This is a genomic window from Burkholderia sp. 9777_1386, assembly GCF_015712265.1.
In the GTDB taxonomy this organism is placed as follows: Bacteria; Pseudomonadota; Gammaproteobacteria; order Burkholderiales; family Burkholderiaceae; genus Burkholderia; species Burkholderia cenocepacia.
Genome location: NZ_JACCQB010000059.1, coordinates 1 through 14,141 on the forward strand (window position 1 = coordinate 1; position 14,141 = coordinate 14,141).

The 14,141-nt window shown below is 67.2% G+C and carries 13 protein-coding genes, 1 tRNA gene and 1 pseudogene; 10 read left to right on the forward strand and 5 right to left on the reverse strand.

The features are described from left to right. The 3 genes from H0X91_RS29510 to H0X91_RS29520 form a co-directional block, all read left to right on the forward strand. On the forward strand, positions 1–940 hold a 940-nt coding region (locus tag H0X91_RS29510; RefSeq protein ID WP_230878047.1), incomplete at its 5' end, for a polyprenyl synthetase family protein. A gap of 148 nt (positions 941–1,088) precedes the next feature. Further along, positions 1,089–1,165, forward strand: a tRNA-Pro gene (locus tag H0X91_RS29515). 141 nt (positions 1,166–1,306) lie between these two features. Continuing rightward, positions 1,307–2,599 (forward strand): HlyC/CorC family transporter, encoded by a 1,293-nt coding sequence (locus tag H0X91_RS29520; protein ID WP_006489250.1) that lies wholly within the window; start codon positions 1,307–1,309, stop codon positions 2,597–2,599. A 77-nt stretch (positions 2,600–2,676) separates the two neighbouring features. Here H0X91_RS29520 and H0X91_RS35465 read toward each other — a convergent pair whose 3' ends face one another. Next, entirely contained in the window at positions 2,677–2,961 is a 285-nt protein-coding gene (locus tag H0X91_RS35465; protein ID WP_442859781.1) for a hypothetical protein, read from the reverse strand. On the opposite strand from H0X91_RS35465, the pseudogene H0X91_RS29525 reads away from it, so the two are divergent. The 6 genes and pseudogenes from H0X91_RS29525 (at position 2,875) to H0X91_RS29550 (ending at position 7,780) form a co-directional block, all read left to right on the forward strand. Continuing rightward, positions 2,875–3,989 (forward strand): annotated as a pseudogene (locus H0X91_RS29525) (GspE/PulE family protein). The gene H0X91_RS35465 and the pseudogene H0X91_RS29525 sit on opposite strands and share 87 nt — an antisense overlap. 8 nt (positions 3,990–3,997) lie before the next feature. Beyond that, positions 3,998–5,119, forward strand: coding sequence for a type II secretion system F family protein (locus H0X91_RS29530; RefSeq protein ID WP_196433581.1), 1,122 nt, complete (start codon positions 3,998–4,000; stop codon positions 5,117–5,119). 45 nt (positions 5,120–5,164) lie between these two features. Then, entirely contained in the window at positions 5,165–6,076 is a 912-nt protein-coding gene (locus H0X91_RS29535) for a prepilin peptidase (protein ID WP_006496767.1), read from the forward strand. Position 6,077: 1 nt separating this feature from the next. Continuing rightward, on the forward strand, positions 6,078–6,686 hold the full coding sequence (gene coaE, locus H0X91_RS29540) for a dephospho-CoA kinase (protein ID WP_006487123.1): 609 nt from the start codon (positions 6,078–6,080) through the stop codon (positions 6,684–6,686). 109 nt (positions 6,687–6,795) lie between these two features. Continuing rightward, positions 6,796–7,551: a cell division protein ZapD gene (gene zapD / locus H0X91_RS29545; protein WP_006487143.1), complete on the forward strand. Its 756-nt coding sequence runs from the start codon at positions 6,796–6,798 to the stop codon at positions 7,549–7,551. A 28-nt stretch (positions 7,552–7,579) separates the two neighbouring features. Then, positions 7,580–7,780, forward strand: coding sequence for a DNA gyrase inhibitor YacG (locus tag H0X91_RS29550; protein ID WP_011544509.1), 201 nt, complete (start codon positions 7,580–7,582; stop codon positions 7,778–7,780). 60 nt (positions 7,781–7,840) lie between these two features. Here H0X91_RS29550 and H0X91_RS29555 read toward each other — a convergent pair whose 3' ends face one another. The 4 genes from H0X91_RS29555 to secA all read right to left on the reverse strand — a co-directional run bounded on the left by H0X91_RS29555 (position 7,841) and on the right by secA (position 13,357). Then, positions 7,841–8,284: an NUDIX domain-containing protein gene (locus tag H0X91_RS29555; RefSeq protein ID WP_006487137.1), complete on the reverse strand. Its 444-nt coding sequence runs from the start codon at positions 8,282–8,284 to the stop codon at positions 7,841–7,843. After that, positions 8,281–9,150: an ATP-binding protein gene (locus tag H0X91_RS29560; protein WP_006487097.1), complete on the reverse strand. Its 870-nt coding sequence runs from the start codon at positions 9,148–9,150 to the stop codon at positions 8,281–8,283. The genes H0X91_RS29555 and H0X91_RS29560 overlap by 4 nt, the downstream gene beginning before the upstream one ends. 19 nt (positions 9,151–9,169) lie before the next feature. Further along, positions 9,170–10,411, reverse strand: coding sequence for a bifunctional glutamate N-acetyltransferase/amino-acid acetyltransferase ArgJ (gene argJ / locus H0X91_RS29565; protein ID WP_006496770.1), 1,242 nt, complete (start codon positions 10,409–10,411; stop codon positions 9,170–9,172). A 144-nt stretch (positions 10,412–10,555) separates the two neighbouring features. Further along, entirely contained in the window at positions 10,556–13,357 is a 2,802-nt protein-coding gene (gene secA / locus H0X91_RS29570) for a preprotein translocase subunit SecA (protein WP_006493335.1), read from the reverse strand. Positions 13,358–13,613: 256 nt separating this feature from the next. Between secA and H0X91_RS29575 the strand changes: the two genes are divergently transcribed. Continuing rightward, positions 13,614–14,090 carry a DUF721 domain-containing protein gene (locus H0X91_RS29575; RefSeq protein ID WP_006487136.1) on the forward strand — a complete coding sequence of 159 codons (477 nt, stop codon included), beginning with the start codon at positions 13,614–13,616 and terminating at the stop codon, positions 14,088–14,090. Positions 14,091–14,141 lie beyond the last annotated feature (51 nt).

The window sequence follows — 14,141 nt, forward strand, 5'->3', positions numbered from 1 at the left end:
CACCAGCGACATGGAGCAGGTGAATCGCGTTATCCGGCAAAGCCTCGCGTCCGACGTGCTGCTGATCAACCAGATCGCCGAGTACATCATCGGCGCGGGCGGCAAGCGGCTGCGTCCGGCGTTGCTGCTGCTCGTCGCCGGCGCGCTCGGCGAAACGTCGCACCAGCGGCACGTGCTGGCCGCCGTCGTCGAGTTCATCCACACGGCCACGCTGCTGCATGACGACGTCGTCGACGAATCCGAGCTGCGCCGCGGCCGCCAGACCGCCAATGCGCTGTTCGGCAACGCGGCGAGCGTGCTGGTAGGCGATTACCTCTACTCGCGCTCGTTCGAGATGATGGTCGGCGTCGGCAAGATGCGCGTGATGGAGATCCTGTCCGAAGCGACGACGATCATTTCGGAAGGCGAGGTGCTGCAGCTCCTGAACATGCACGACGCGGACGTCGACGAAACGCGCTACATGCAGGTGATCCGCTACAAGACGGCCAAGCTGTTCGAGGCGTCGGCGCGCCTGGGCGCGGTGCTCGCGGGCGCCGATGCGCCGACCGAGGCCGCCGCCGCCGAATACGGCCGCCGGATCGGCACCGCGTTCCAGATCATGGACGACTGGCTCGACTATGCGGGCACCGCCGAGGCAATGGGCAAGAATGCCGGCGACGACCTGCGCGAAGGCAAGCCGACGCTGCCGCTCATCTATCTGATCGAGCGCGGCACGCCCGAACAGTCGGCGCTCGCACGCGAGGCGATCGAACAGGGCGGCACCGATCGCTTCGACACGATTTTCGAAGCGATCACGCGCTCGGGCGCGCTCGATCACACGCTCGAATGCGCACGCCAGGAAGCGCAGGCCGCGGCAGCGGCGATTGCCGCGTTCCCCGATTCGATCTACAAGGAAAGCCTGCTCGGGTTGTGCTCGTACTCGACGTCGCGGCAGTCATGAACACGCCGCGAACGGGACGCGGCGCCTTGTCCCGAAAAATTTCTTCATCAAAGTATTCCCTTTTAGAAAAAACATCGTTATAGTTACGTTCTTGCTTGAGACGACGCAGCGATCTTCACGAAGACAGCGAAGTCCGAAGAGCAAAAATCGGGGTGTAGCTTAGCCTGGTAGAGCGCTACGTTCGGGACGTAGAGGCCGGAGGTTCGAATCCTCTCACCCCGACCAGATTTAAAAAAACCGTGCACCGTGTGCACGGTTTTTTTTCGTCCGGCCGCCGCGAGCCCCTCGTGTCGCGCGCGACACATCGCGGTCGCCGGCCTCTGCTATATTTCCCCCATCCCTGTCCTTCACTGCCCTTTCCAACGCGTGGACCAAATTCCCTTATGGGCGCAAATCGGCGCCGTCTTCCTGCTTCTCCTCTGTTCCAGCTTCTTTTCCATTTCCGAGACCGCGATGATGGCGCTCAATCGCCATCGGCTGAAGCATCTCGCCGGCCAGGGCGCACTCGGCGCGAAAACCACGCAGGGGCTGCTCACGCGCACTGACTTGCTGCTCAGCGTGATCCTGATCGGCAACAACCTGTTCAACACGATCATCCCCGTCCTCACGACGTCGCTCGCACTCCATACGTTCGGCCGCAACAATCTCGCGCTGTCGATCGCGACCGGCGTCGTCGCGTTCCTGATCATCGTGTTCGCGGAAATCGCGCCGAAGATCGTCGGCGCGACGTTCCCCGAGCGCATCGCACTGCCCGCGAGCCTCGTGATCGCCCCGCTGATGCGCGTGTTCAAGCCGGTCGTCTGGTTCGTCAATGCGCTCGCGAACGGCGTGCTGTGGGTGCTGCGCATCAACACGAAGAAGGGCCGCGACCAGCGGATGTCGGCCGACGAGCTGCGGGCCATCGTGCTCGAATCGAGCAGTTTCATGCCGACCAAGCACCGCAGCATCCTGCTCAACCTGTTCGACCTCGAGAACATCACGGTCGACGACGTGATGGTGCCGCGTCGCCAGATCGAGTCGCTCAACTTCTACGCGCCGCTCGACGACATCCTCCATCAGCTCGAAACCTGCTATCACAACCGGCTGGTGGTCTACGAAGGCGACATCGACAAGGTGCTCGGCGTGCTGCACGTGCGCAAGACGCTCACCGCGCTGCACAACCAGGATTTCGACCGCGAGACGCTGCGCTCGCTGCTCACCGAACCGTACTACGTGCCGTCGGGCACGCCGGTGGTCCAGCAGCTCCAGTTCTTCCAGGAAACCCGGCATCGCACCGCGCTCGTCGTCAACGAATACGGCGAACTCGAAGGGCTCGTCACGCCCGAGGACATCATCGAGGAACTGATCGGCGAATTCACGACGTCGATGCCGCGCAGCGAACGCGCGGGCGGCTGGGACGAGAACGGCGAATGCATCGTCTCGGCCAGCATGCCGCTGCGCGAACTGAACCGCTGGCTGCACCTGAAACTGCCGACCGACGGGCCGAAGACGCTGAACGGGCTGGTACTCGAGATCCTCGAGGAAATTCCGGAAGACGACGTGTGCCTGAAAATCGGCGACGTGATGCTCGAAGTGATGCGCAGCGACGATCAGGCAGTGCGCACCGTCAAGCTGTTCAAGCCGCGCGGCGCGCGCACCGGACGCACCGCCGCGCGCTAGGGCCTGTTCGCGCTAATAACGAGCTTGCGCTGGCCCTAGCCGAACGGCCGACTGCCGGCGCCGCCCGCGGCGCGCGATCATCTGCGCATCACGGTCAACAGGCGGCCCGCGTGCCGGCTCACATGCATTTCCCTTCCTCCGGGGCGCCGCTGCACCCGCAGTCGTCGCCCGCGCACGCCGGCGCGCCGCCCACCGCGCCCCACGCACTCGATGCGGCCCAGCTCGACGATGCTCCCGCCGTACGGCTGCTGACGGACACGCTGCATGCGGCGCGCGTGCGCGACGCGTCGGACATCCACGTCGAGCCATTCGAAGCCGGCTGGCGCATCCGTCTTCGCATCGACGGCGTGCTGCACGAACATGCGCGCCCGCCGCTACACCTGCGCGATGCGCTCGTCACGCGGATCAAGGTGCTCTCGCGCATGGACATCGCCGAGCGGCGGCTTCCGCAGGACGGCCGGCTGCGCATCGCGATCGACGGCGGCACGCGCGGCGACTACCGCGTCAGTTCGCTGCCCACGCTGTTCGGCGAAAAACTCGTGCTGCGGCGGCTCGAAACACTGCCGCCCGATCTCTCGCTTGCCAACCTCGGCTTCGACGCGCGGCAGGCCGCCGCGATGGAAGCCGCGATCCGCACGGCCTCGTGCTCGTCACGGGCCCGACCGGCAGCGGCAAGACCCTGTCGCTCTACTGCGCGCTGCAGATGCTCGATCGCGACGCACACAACGTCTGCACGGTCGAGGATCCCGCCGAGATCCAGCTCGACGGGATCAACCAGGTCGGGGTCGCCGACAAGGCGGGACTCACGTTCGCGACCGCGCTGCGGGCGCTGTTGCGGCAGGATCCGGACGTGATCATGGTCGGCGAGATTCGCGATGCGGAGACGGCCGATGTCGCGATCAAGGCTGCGCAAACCGGCCACCTCGTGCTGTCGACGCTGCACACGAACGACGCGCCGGCCGCCGTCGCGCGGCTGCTCGATATCGGCGTCGCGCCGTACAACCTCGCGGCCGCGCTGCATCTCGTCACCGCGCAGCGTCTCGTCCGGCGCCTGTGCGTCGCCTGCCGCGTGCATTCGGACGCATCGGTGCGTGCGCTGCGGGAAGCCGGCTGCGACCCGGCGGCGCTGGCAGCCGGATGGCGGCCGTTCGTCGCGCGTGGCTGTTCCGCCTGTCACGGCATCGGCTATCGCGGCCGCATCGGCCTGCATCAGACGATGCCGGTATCGCCCGCGCTGGCGGAGCGCATCGTCGCGCGGGCGAGCGTCGGCGAACTCGCGCAGTGCGTGGCGGCCGAGGGGGTCCGCAGCCTGCGCGACGCGGCATTCGCCCGCGTCCTGGACGGCACGACGAGCATCGCGGAAGCCGTCGCGGCCACACCTGCGGCATGAGCATAAGTATGCGCACGCCACCGCGCGAAACCCGCTTTGCATGGCGCGGCCGCCATCGCGACGGCTCGCCGCGCCGCGGGATCGTCGTCGCCTTCGACGCCGCGGCCGCGCGCGCCACGCTCGCACGCGACGGCATCGCGGTACTGTCGCTCGACGGCCGCGGGCCGGCCCGTCCGCCCGCGGCGGCCGCACGCGACATCACGCGCTTCACGCGCCAGCTCGCAAGTCTGCTGCAGGCCGGCCTGCCGCTTGCGCCGTCGCTCGAGATGCTCGCCCGCACCCGCACGCGCGACGGCGTGCCGCGCATCGCCGCGGGACTCGCCCGTGAAATCGTCGGCGGCCGGCGCTTTGCCGATGCGCTCGCACGCTATCCATCGCAGTTCGGCACGCTGTATCGCCAGTTGATCGAGGTCGGCGAGGCGTCCGGGTCGCTCGGCATCGTGCTGACCCGGGTCGCGGAACATCGCGAGCGCGCCGATGCGCAATGGCGCAAGCTGCGCGCCGCACTCGCGTATCCGGCCGCCGTCATCCTGTTCGCGCCGACCCGCGCACTACTCGCGCTGTCCTCGGCACTGTCGGCGTGGGGCGGTGTGCTGCTGGCCGGTGCGGCCGCCATAGCGCTGGCCGCGCAGCATGCGCTGCGGCGCTCGGTCGCGCTGCGTCATGCGCTCGCGCGGCGCCTGCTGCGCGCGCCGCTCGCGGGCAGCGCGCTGGAACGGTTCGCGGCCGCACGCTGGTGCCGCTCGCTGGCGACCCTGCTCGGCGCCGGCGTGCCGCTCGCCGATGCGTTCGCCACGCTCGAGCGCACGGCCGGCCACCCGGTGTTCGCGCACGCCACCGTGCACATCGCCGCACGCGTGTTGCGCGGCGTCCGTCTGGCCGATGCGATGCATTCGGCCGGCTGCTTTCCGGACGACGTCGTGCAACCGATCGCCGTCGCCGAGGAAACCGGTGCGCTCGACTCGATGCTCGGCGACATCGCCGCGTTGTGCGAACGCCAACTCGACGCGCGTCTCGATGCGCTCGCGGCGCTCGGCGAACCGTTGATCGTGATCGTCCTGCGCGCGCTCGTCGGCGGCCTCGTGATCGCGATGTACCTGCCGATCCTTCAGCTCGGCAACGTGGTGTAGCATCGCAACCGATTCTGTCGCCTTTTAGTCCGATCCTTGAGCCTCATGACGCCAGCGCCCCTGTCCGCCGTTTCCGATTCGCCCGAGAGCACGCTGCTCGCGCTGGCGATGCTGCCGCCCGCGCTGCAGTATGCGTTCGCGGTCGTCATCGGCCTTTGCATCGGCAGCTTCCTGAACGTGGTCGTGCACCGGTTGCCCGTGATGATGCAGCGCGCGTGGCAGGCCGAGATCGCCGAAGCGACGGGCGCCGCAAGCACCCCGCCCGACGATGGTTATCCGCCGCGCTACGATCTGTGGCGCCCGCGCAGCGCCTGCCCGCATTGCGGCCACGTGTTGCGCGCATGGGAGAACATCCCGGTCGTCAGCTATCTGATGCTGCGCGGACGCTGCCGGCGCTGCGGCCATGCGATCGGCATCCGCTATCCGCTCGTCGAGCTCGCGTGCGCAGGGCTCGCGGCCGGCTCGCTCGCGGCGTTCGGCCCGACCGTCGCCGCGCTTGCCGCGTTCGCGCTGTGCGCGGCGCTGCTCGCGATGAGCGCGATCGATATCCGGACCGGCTACCTGCCCGATTCGATGACGCTGCCGCTGCTGTGGGCCGGGCTCGTGCTGAACCTCGGCGGCACGTTCGCTTCGCTGCGCTCGGCCGTGATCGGCGCGATGGCCGGCTACCTGTTCCTGTGGTCGATCTACTGGCTGTTCAAATGGCTGCGCGGCATCGAGGGCATCGGTTTCGGCGACCTGAAGCTGCTTGCCGCGCTCGGCGCATGGATGGGCTGGGCCGCACTGCCGCAGGTCGTACTGTTCGCGGCGGTGACCGGCGCGGTCGTCGGGCTCGTCGCGACCTGGCGCGGCCGCATGCGCTTCGAGGAGCCGATTCCGTTCGGCCCGTTCCTCGCGGCCGGCGGCGTCGCCACGCTGTTTTTCGGCACCCCTTTCTATGCGGCGCTCGGAGGCTGACATGTTTTCAGTAGGACTCACGGGCGGCATCGGCAGCGGCAAGACGACCGTTGCCGACCTGTTCGGCGCCCGTGGCGCATCGCTCGTCGATACCGACCTGATTGCCCATCGCATCACCGCGCCGGGCGGTCTCGCGATGCCGGCTATCGAGCACGCTTTCGGTCGCGGCTTCGTGGCCGCCGACGGCTCGCTCGATCGCGCGAAGATGCGCACACTGATCTTCAGCGACGACGACGCGCGCCGGCGCCTCGAAGCGATCACGCATCCGCTGATCCGTGCGGAGACCGATCGCGAGGCGCGCGAGGCTCGGGGCCCGTACGTGATGTTCGTCGTGCCGCTGCTCGTCGAGTCGGGCACGTGGAAGGCGCGCAGCGATCGCGTGCTGGTCGTCGACTGTCCGGTCGAAACGCAGATCGCACGCGTGATGCGGCGCAACGGCTTCACGCGCGAACAGGTCGAAGCGATCATCGCGCGACAGGCGACGCGTGAAGCCCGCCTCGCGGCGGCCGACGACGTGATCGTCAACGACGCGGTCACGCCCGACGCGCTCGCCGCGCAGGTCGATGCACTGCACCAACGCTACGTCGCGTTCGCGGCCGCCGCGCACTGAGCATCGCGCGCAATCGTGATGGTGTACGAAATTGGCGCGTTGCTAGGGTAGAGAGGGGGCATTAGAATGTCCTTCATTGTTTCAATCCCTACCCAAGAGGCGAGCGCGCTTGATTCTTTACGAGTATCCGTTCAACGAGCGAATTCGCACGCTGTTGCGTCTCGAAGATCTGTTCGAGCGCTTCGCGTTCTTTTTGGCTCAGGAGGACCCGCGTGAACACCACGTCGCGCTGACGACGCTGTTCGAAATCGCCGAGGTAACGGGCCGCGCGGACCTGAAATCGGATCTGATGAAGGAGCTCGAACGTCAGCGCCAGACGCTCGCCCCCTTTCGCGGCAATCCGGGCATCGAGCAGAACGCGCTCGAAGCCGTGCTCGGTGAAATCGAGCAAACGCTCGCGAATCTTGCGCAGATGCAGGGCAAGACCGGCCAGCACCTCGTCGACAACGAATGGCTCGCCAGCATCCGCAGCCGCGCGGTGATTCCGGGCGGGACATGCAAGTTCGACCTGCCGTCGTACTACGCGTGGCAGCAATGGCCCGCCGAGCAGCGGCGCCAGGACATCGCGAAGTGGGTCCTGCCGATGCTGCCGTTGCGCGACGCCGCGGCGATCGTGCTGCGGCTTGCGCGCGAATCAGGCCAGGCGTCGAAGGTCATGGCGATGCAGGGCAGCTACCAGCAGATGCTGTCCGGCCGCACCTATCAACTGATGCAGGTGCGGGTAGCGCCGGAGCTGCGCGTCATTCCCGAAGCGAGCGCCAACAAATACATGCTGTGGGTACGGTTCACCATGCAGGACGGCGACGTGCGGCCGCGTGCGGTGGACATCGACGTGCCGTTCCATCTGACCCTGTGTAATCTGTAACGGCCGCGTGCCGGTTCAACGCTTTCGTATGACTACCGTTGTGAAATGTCCGTCGTGCGGCGCAGAAGTGCGCTGGACGCCTGAAAACAAGTTCCGTCCCTTCTGTTCGGCCCGCTGCAAGCAGCTCGACCTTGGCGCATGGGCCGCGGAAAAGTATCGGATCGGCGGCGCCTCCGACGAGGGCCCGTCGTCGGAAGAGGACGGCACGGACAACCGCCGCGACAGCTGAGCGGCGCGCGGCGCCGCCGTCCGCCGATATGGCCCGCGTTTCCGGCGGGCCGCCACGGCGTCATTGCGACGCCGCTTCCTTCTCGAGCAGTTCGAGCACCGGCAGCGCCGCCGGCAACAGCGGCGCGACCTCGACCGGCAGTTGCTGCCATACGAACGCCTGCCCTTCCTTGCTGTGCGGCTCGCCCGTCCAGCCCGTCACCTTGCAGAAATAGAGCCGCACGTACGCGTGCGGATAATCGTGCTCGAGCGTGTGCCAGCGGTGGCTGGCCGTGACCTCGATGCCGAGTTCCTCGTGCAGCTCGCGCGCCAGCGCATCCTCGACGCTTTCGCCGGCCTCCAGCTTGCCGCCCGGAAACTCCCAGTAACCTTCATACGGTTTGCCCTGCAGGCGTTGCGCGAGCAGATACCGACCGTCCGGCTGCACCATCACGCCGACCGCGACTTCCGTCACCTTGCGGCCGTCCGGCGCCCGCACGGCGCCCTGTGCCAGATCCGCGCTCATGCCTGCTCCTTGCGGCCCGACCAGTCCCGCGCGAACTGCCACGCGACGCGGCCCGAGCGCGAACCGCGCTCGAGCGCCCACACGAGGGCGTCGCCGCGTGCCGTGTCGATCTCCGTCTCCGGGCAGCCGAAGTGGCGCAGCCAGTGCGCGACGATGTCGAGGTAGTCGTCCTGCTTGAACGGATAGAAGCTGACCCACAGGCCGAAGCGCTCCGACAGCGAGATCTTCTCCTCGACGACTTCGCCGGGGTGAATCTCGCCGTCAGGAAGATGCTTGTACGACTCGTTGTCGCTCATGTACTCGGGCAGCAGGTGGCGACGGTTCGACGTCGCGTAGATCAGCACGTTGTCCGACTGCGCGGCGATCGACCCGTCCAGCGCGACCTTCAGCGCCTTGTAGCCCGATTCGCCGTCCTCGAACGACAGGTCGTCGCAAAACACGATGAACCGCTCCGGACGCTGCGAGATCAGGTCGACGATGTCGCCGAGATCGTGCAGGTCGTCCTTGTCGACTTCGATCAGGCGCAGCCCGTCGTTCGCGTACGCATTCAGGCACGCCTTGATCAGCGACGACTTGCCGGTACCGCGTGCGCCGGTCAGCAGCACGTTGTTGGCCGGCTTGCGCTGCACGAACTGCCGCGTGTTCTGGTCGATCAGCGCCTTCTGGCGGTCGATGTTGTGCAGGTCGCCGAGCGTGATCGATGACACGGCCGGTACCGGCTGCAGGTAACCGCGCCCCTGGCGCTTGCGCCAGCGGAACGCATGCGCCGCGTTCCAGTCGATGGCCGCCGGTGCGGGCGGCAGCATCCCTTCGAGACGGCCGAGCAGCGCTTCCGCGCGCGTCAGAAACTGTTCAAGCTTGTCCATGTCGTTCGAGCGCTCCCGATCAGGAGCGGTAATCCGCGTTGATGCTCACGTAATCGTGCGACAGGTCGCACGTCCAGACGGTGGCCTGCGCGTCGCCGCGCCCGAGCAGCACGCGGATCGTGATCTCGCTCTGCTTCATCACGCGCTGGCCGTCCTCTTCCTGGTAGGCCGGATTGCGGCCGCCGGCCTTCGCGACGAGCACGTCGTCGAGATAGAGGTCGATCTTGCCGACGTCGAGATCCGCGACGCCCGCATAGCCGATCGCCGCGAGAATCCGGCCCAGGTTGGGGTCGGATGCGTAGAAGGCCGTCTTCACGAGCGGCGAGTGGCCGATCGCGTACGCGATCTGGCGGCATTCGGCGACGCTCTTGCCGCCTTCGACCTGCACCGTCATGAACTTCGTCGCGCCTTCGCCGTCGCGCACGATCAGTTGCGACAGCACCTGCGCGACTTCCGTCACCGCGTCGCGCAGCGCCGCATAGGCCGGCGAATCGGTCGACGTGATGGCCGGCAGCGTGCTCTTGCCCGATGCGATCAGGATGAACGAGTCGTTCGTCGACGTGTCGCCGTCGATCGTGATGCAGTTGAACGAGCGGTCGGCGACTTCCTTCACGAGCGTGTCGAGCACCGGCTGCGCGACGTTCGCATCGAACGCGAGGAAGCCGAGCATCGTCGCCATGTTCGGCTTGATCATGCCCGCGCCCTTGCTGATGCCCGTCAGCGTGACCGTGTGACCGTCGATCGTCACCTGGCGCGACGTCGCCTTCGGCAGCGTATCGGTCGTCATGATCGCCTGCGCGGCGTCGAACCAGTTCGCGGCCTTGCGGTTCGCGAGCGCGGCCGGCAGACCGGCCTTCAGGCGGTCGATCGGCAGCGGCTCGAGGATCACGCCGGTCGAGAACGGCAGCACCTGCGCCGGCTCGATGCCCGCGAGGCGTGCGAGTTCCGTGCACGTTTCACGGGCGTTCACGAGGCCCGGCTCGCCGGTGCCCGCGTTCGCATTGCCGGTATTCACGACCAGTGCGCGGATGCCCGCGCCGCCCGCACGCACCTTCGCCAGATGCTCGCGGCAGACGGTGACCGGCGCTGCGCAGAAACGGTTTTCGGTGAACACGCCCGCGACCGTCGCGCCTTCGTCGACGGAAATGACCAGCACGTCCTTGCGATTCGGCTTGCGGATGTTCGCCTCCGCCCAGCCGAGCGTGACGCCGGCGACGGGATGCAGTTGGGCGGGATCGATCGACGGAAAATTGACAGCCATGGGGCACACCTGCCGGATGGAAAATGCCGGCACGCGCCGGCATCGATTGGAAGAACCGGCGGCCGCACGCGCGGGCCGCCACAACTCACATCACTGATTCGAAGCTGCGAACGACGCGGCACGCGTGACGCGCGCCGCCGCCGATCATGACAGCTTCCCGTGACATTGCTTGTACTTCTTGCCGCTGCCGCACGGGCACGGGTCGTTGCGGCCGACCTTCGGCATTTCGCCGCCGGGGCCGCCGTGCGTCATCGCGCTGCCGACCATGTCGGCCGTCGCCGTGGCCGCCGCAGCAGCAGTCGTGACGTTCGCCACCGGGGCGCCGGCGTCCGCGTAGTCGGCGTGCTGGTATTCGACGTTCTCGAGATGACCGCCGCGCTCCTCGATCTGCTCGGCCGCCTCCTCGAGCTGCTCCGGCGACTGGATCTGCACGTTCATCACGATGCGCGTGACTTCCTGCTTGATCGCGTCGAGCATCGCGGCGAACAGTTCGAACGCCTCGCGCTTGTACTCCTGCTTCGGGTTCTTCTGCGCATAGCCGCGCAGGTGAATGCCCTGGCGCAAGTGGTCGAGCGCCGCGAGGTGCTCGCGCCACAGGCGGTCGACCGTCTGCAGCATCACCGAGCGCTCGAACGCGCTGAACGATTCGCGACCGACCATCGCGACCTTCGCCTCGTACTGCTCGTCGGCGGCCGTCGTCACCGCGTCGAGGATCTCCTCGGCCGTGATCGACGACGACTCGTTCACCATTTCCTGGATCGCGAGATCGAGCTGCCAGTCGTTGCGCAGCGCTTCCTCGAGCTCGGGCACGTCCCACTGCTCTTCGATGCTGCCTTCCGGCACGAACTGGCGGACGACTTCGGTGATCACGCCGTGACGCATCGCAGTGATCGTCTCGGTGATGTCGTGTGCTTCGAGCAGCTCGTTGCGCTGCTGGTAGATCACCTTGCGCTGGTCGTTCGACACGTCGTCGTATTCGAGCAGCTGCTTGCGGATGTCGAAGTTGCGCGCTTCGACCTTGCGCTGCGCCGATTCGATCGACCGCGTGACGATGCCGGCTTCGATCGCCTCGCCTTCCGGCATCTTCAGGCGATCCATGATCGAGCGCACGCGGTCGCCCGCGAAGATGCGCAGCAGCGGATCGTCGAGCGACAGGTAGAAGCGCGACGAGCCCGGATCGCCCTGACGGCCTGCACGGCCGCGCAGCTGGTTGTCGATCCGGCGCGATTCGTGGCGCTCGGTGCCGATGATGTGCAGGCCGCCCGCGGCCTTCACCTCCTCGTGCAGCGTTTCCCACTCGTCGTGCAGCTTCTGGATGCGGCGCGCCTTTTCGTCGGCCGGGATCGAATCGTCGGCCTCGATGAACGCCGCCTGCTTCTCCGCATTGCCGCCGAGCACGATGTCGGTCCCGCGGCCGGCCATGTTGGTCGCGATCGTGATGCGCTTCGGACGGCCAGCTTCCGCGACGATCGCCGCTTCACGCTCGTGCTGCTTCGCGTTCAGCACTTCGTGCGGCAGCCCGGCCTGCTTCAGCAGGTGCGACAGCAGTTCGGAGTTCTCGATCGACGTCGTGCCGACCAGCACCGGCTGGCCGCGCTCGTAGCAGTCGCGGATGTCGCGGATCACCGCGTCGTAGCGCTCCTTGGCCGTCTTGTAGATCTGGTCCTGCTTGTCGATCCGCTTCGGCGGGCGGTTGGTCGGGATCACGACCGTCTCGAGACCGTAGATCTCGTTGAATTCGTACGCTTCGGTGTCCGCGGTGCCGGTCATGCCGGCCAGCTTCGCGTACATCCGGAAGTAGTTCTGGAACGTGATCGACGCGAGCGTCTGGTTCTCGCTCTGGATCTTCACGTGTTCCTTCGCCTCGACGGCCTGGTGCAGCCCGTCGGACCAGCGGCGGCCGGCCATCAGGCGGCCCGTGAATTCGTCGACGATGACCACTTCGCCGTTCTGCACGACGTAGTGCTGATCCTTGTGGAACAGCGTATGGGCGCGCAGCGCCGCGTACACGTGGTGCATCAGCGTGATGTTCTGCGGCGCGTACAAGCTTTCGCCCTCGCCGATCAGGCCCCATTCGGCAAGCAGGCGCTCGGCCTTCTCGTGGCCCGATTCCGTCAGGAACACCTGGCGCGCCTTCTCGTCGAGCGTGTAGTCGCCCGGCTTCTCGACGCCCGTGCCGTCGGCCTTCTCTTCGCCGATCTGGCGCTCGAGCAGCGGCGGCAGTGCGTTCATCCGCACGTACAGCTCGGTGTGATCCTCGGCCTGGCCCGAAATGATCAGCGGCGTACGCGCTTCGTCGATCAGGATCGAGTCCACTTCGTCGACGACCGCGAAGTTCAGGGCCCGCTGCACGCGCGCGTCGGTCTCGTAGACCATGTTGTCGCGCAGGTAGTCGAAGCCGAATTCGTTGTTCGTGCCGTACGTGATGTCCGCCGCGTAGGCCTGCTGCTTCTGGTCGTGCTCCATGCCGGACAGGTTGATGCCGACCGACAGACCGAGGAAGTTGTAGAGGCGCGCCATCCATTCGGCGTCGCGCTGCGCGAGGTAATCGTTGACGGTCACGACGTGCACACCGCGGCCGGCCAGCGCGTTCAGGTACACGGGCAGCGTCGCGACGAGCGTCTTGCCCTCGCCGGTGCGCATTTCCGCGATCTTGCCGTAGTGGAGCACCATGCCGCCGATCATCTGCACGTCGAAGTGCCGCATCTTCAGCACGCGACGGCTCGCCTCGCGACACACCGCGAAGGCCTCGGGCAGCAGCTTGTCGAGCGACTCGCCGGCCGCGACCCGCTGGCGGAATTCGTCCGTCTTGCCGCGCAACTGGTCGTCCGTCAGCTTCTCGATCTGCGTTTCGAGCGCATTGATCGTCGCGACGGTCTTTTGGTATTGCTTGACGAGCCGCTGGTTGCGGCTGCCAAAAATTTTCTGGAGAAAACCGGTTGTCATCGGATCGGATCCTGCGTCGCAGCACCGGCGCCCGGCGCGTGTTGCGCGCCCCGGCGCCCGAGCCTCGGCGGCTTAGCGAATTAGTGGACTCAAACGTCGAATTTTAGCACGCGGGGACGCGTGCGCCTGCGTCCCGGCCGCACGGGCATGGCGCGCCGGGGCCGGGCGGACAGGGGCGAAAGCCGCCCGTGCGCGGGCCGGCACGGGTACAATCGGCTGCAACGTCCGCGCGCGTGCGCGCTCGAATAAAGCCTCGATGAACCGATTTTCCAAGCGTTTCGGCCCGCTCGCCGCCTATCGTCCGCAACCCGTGTCCGAAGTGCTCGGTCGTACCGACGCATTCGCGGCGCTGCGCGCCGGTGTCGAGCAGATCGCGTCGCTGCAGCGCGACCTGGGCGCTTGCCTGCCCGATTATCTGGCGAATCACGTCGAACCGGGCTTCATCAAGGACGGCACCCTGACCCTCTTTGCCGCGCACAATGCGCTGGCAGCACGGCTGCGACAGGTCGAGGTGCGGCTGCTCGGCGACCTCCAGAAGCGCGGCTGGCCCGTGACGACGCTGCGCGTGCGCGTGCGGCCGAAGGACGCGCCGGAGCCGCCGCACGTGAAGCAGGCTCGGATGACCTCGGCCGGCGCCGCCGCGCTGCGCGACCTCGCCGACCACCTCGAACCGTCGCCGCTGCAGGCCGCGCTCGCGCGGATGGCGGCACGACACGGCGCGAAGCCGCGTTGACCGCACCGGTCATCGGCGGCCGCCAGCCAACAAAAAAGCGACCCGAGGGTC

What these genes read in the sequence shown, in the direction of transcription:
- H0X91_RS35465 (WP_442859781.1), bottom strand. Translation starts at nt 2,961, where the DNA reads ATGTTCGTGCAGCACGCCGTCGATGCGAAGACGGATGCGCCAGCCGGC.
- H0X91_RS29530 (WP_196433581.1), top strand. Translation starts at nt 3,998, where the DNA reads ATGCGCACGCCACCGCGCGAAACCCGCTTTGCATGGCGCGGCCGCCAT.
- H0X91_RS29535 (WP_006496767.1), top strand. Translation starts at nt 5,165, where the DNA reads ATGACGCCAGCGCCCCTGTCCGCCGTTTCCGATTCGCCCGAGAGCACG.
- coaE (WP_006487123.1), top strand. Translation starts at nt 6,078, where the DNA reads ATGTTTTCAGTAGGACTCACGGGCGGCATCGGCAGCGGCAAGACGACC.
- H0X91_RS29550 (WP_011544509.1), top strand. Translation starts at nt 7,580, where the DNA reads ATGACTACCGTTGTGAAATGTCCGTCGTGCGGCGCAGAAGTGCGCTGG.
- H0X91_RS29555 (WP_006487137.1), bottom strand. Translation starts at nt 8,284, where the DNA reads ATGAGCGCGGATCTGGCACAGGGCGCCGTGCGGGCGCCGGACGGCCGC.
- H0X91_RS29560 (WP_006487097.1), bottom strand. Translation starts at nt 9,150, where the DNA reads ATGGACAAGCTTGAACAGTTTCTGACGCGCGCGGAAGCGCTGCTCGGC.
- argJ (WP_006496770.1), bottom strand. Translation starts at nt 10,411, where the DNA reads ATGGCTGTCAATTTTCCGTCGATCGATCCCGCCCAACTGCATCCCGTC.
- secA (WP_006493335.1), bottom strand. Translation starts at nt 13,357, where the DNA reads ATGACAACCGGTTTTCTCCAGAAAATTTTTGGCAGCCGCAACCAGCGG.
- H0X91_RS29575 (WP_006487136.1), top strand. Translation starts at nt 13,614, where the DNA reads ATGAACCGATTTTCCAAGCGTTTCGGCCCGCTCGCCGCCTATCGTCCG.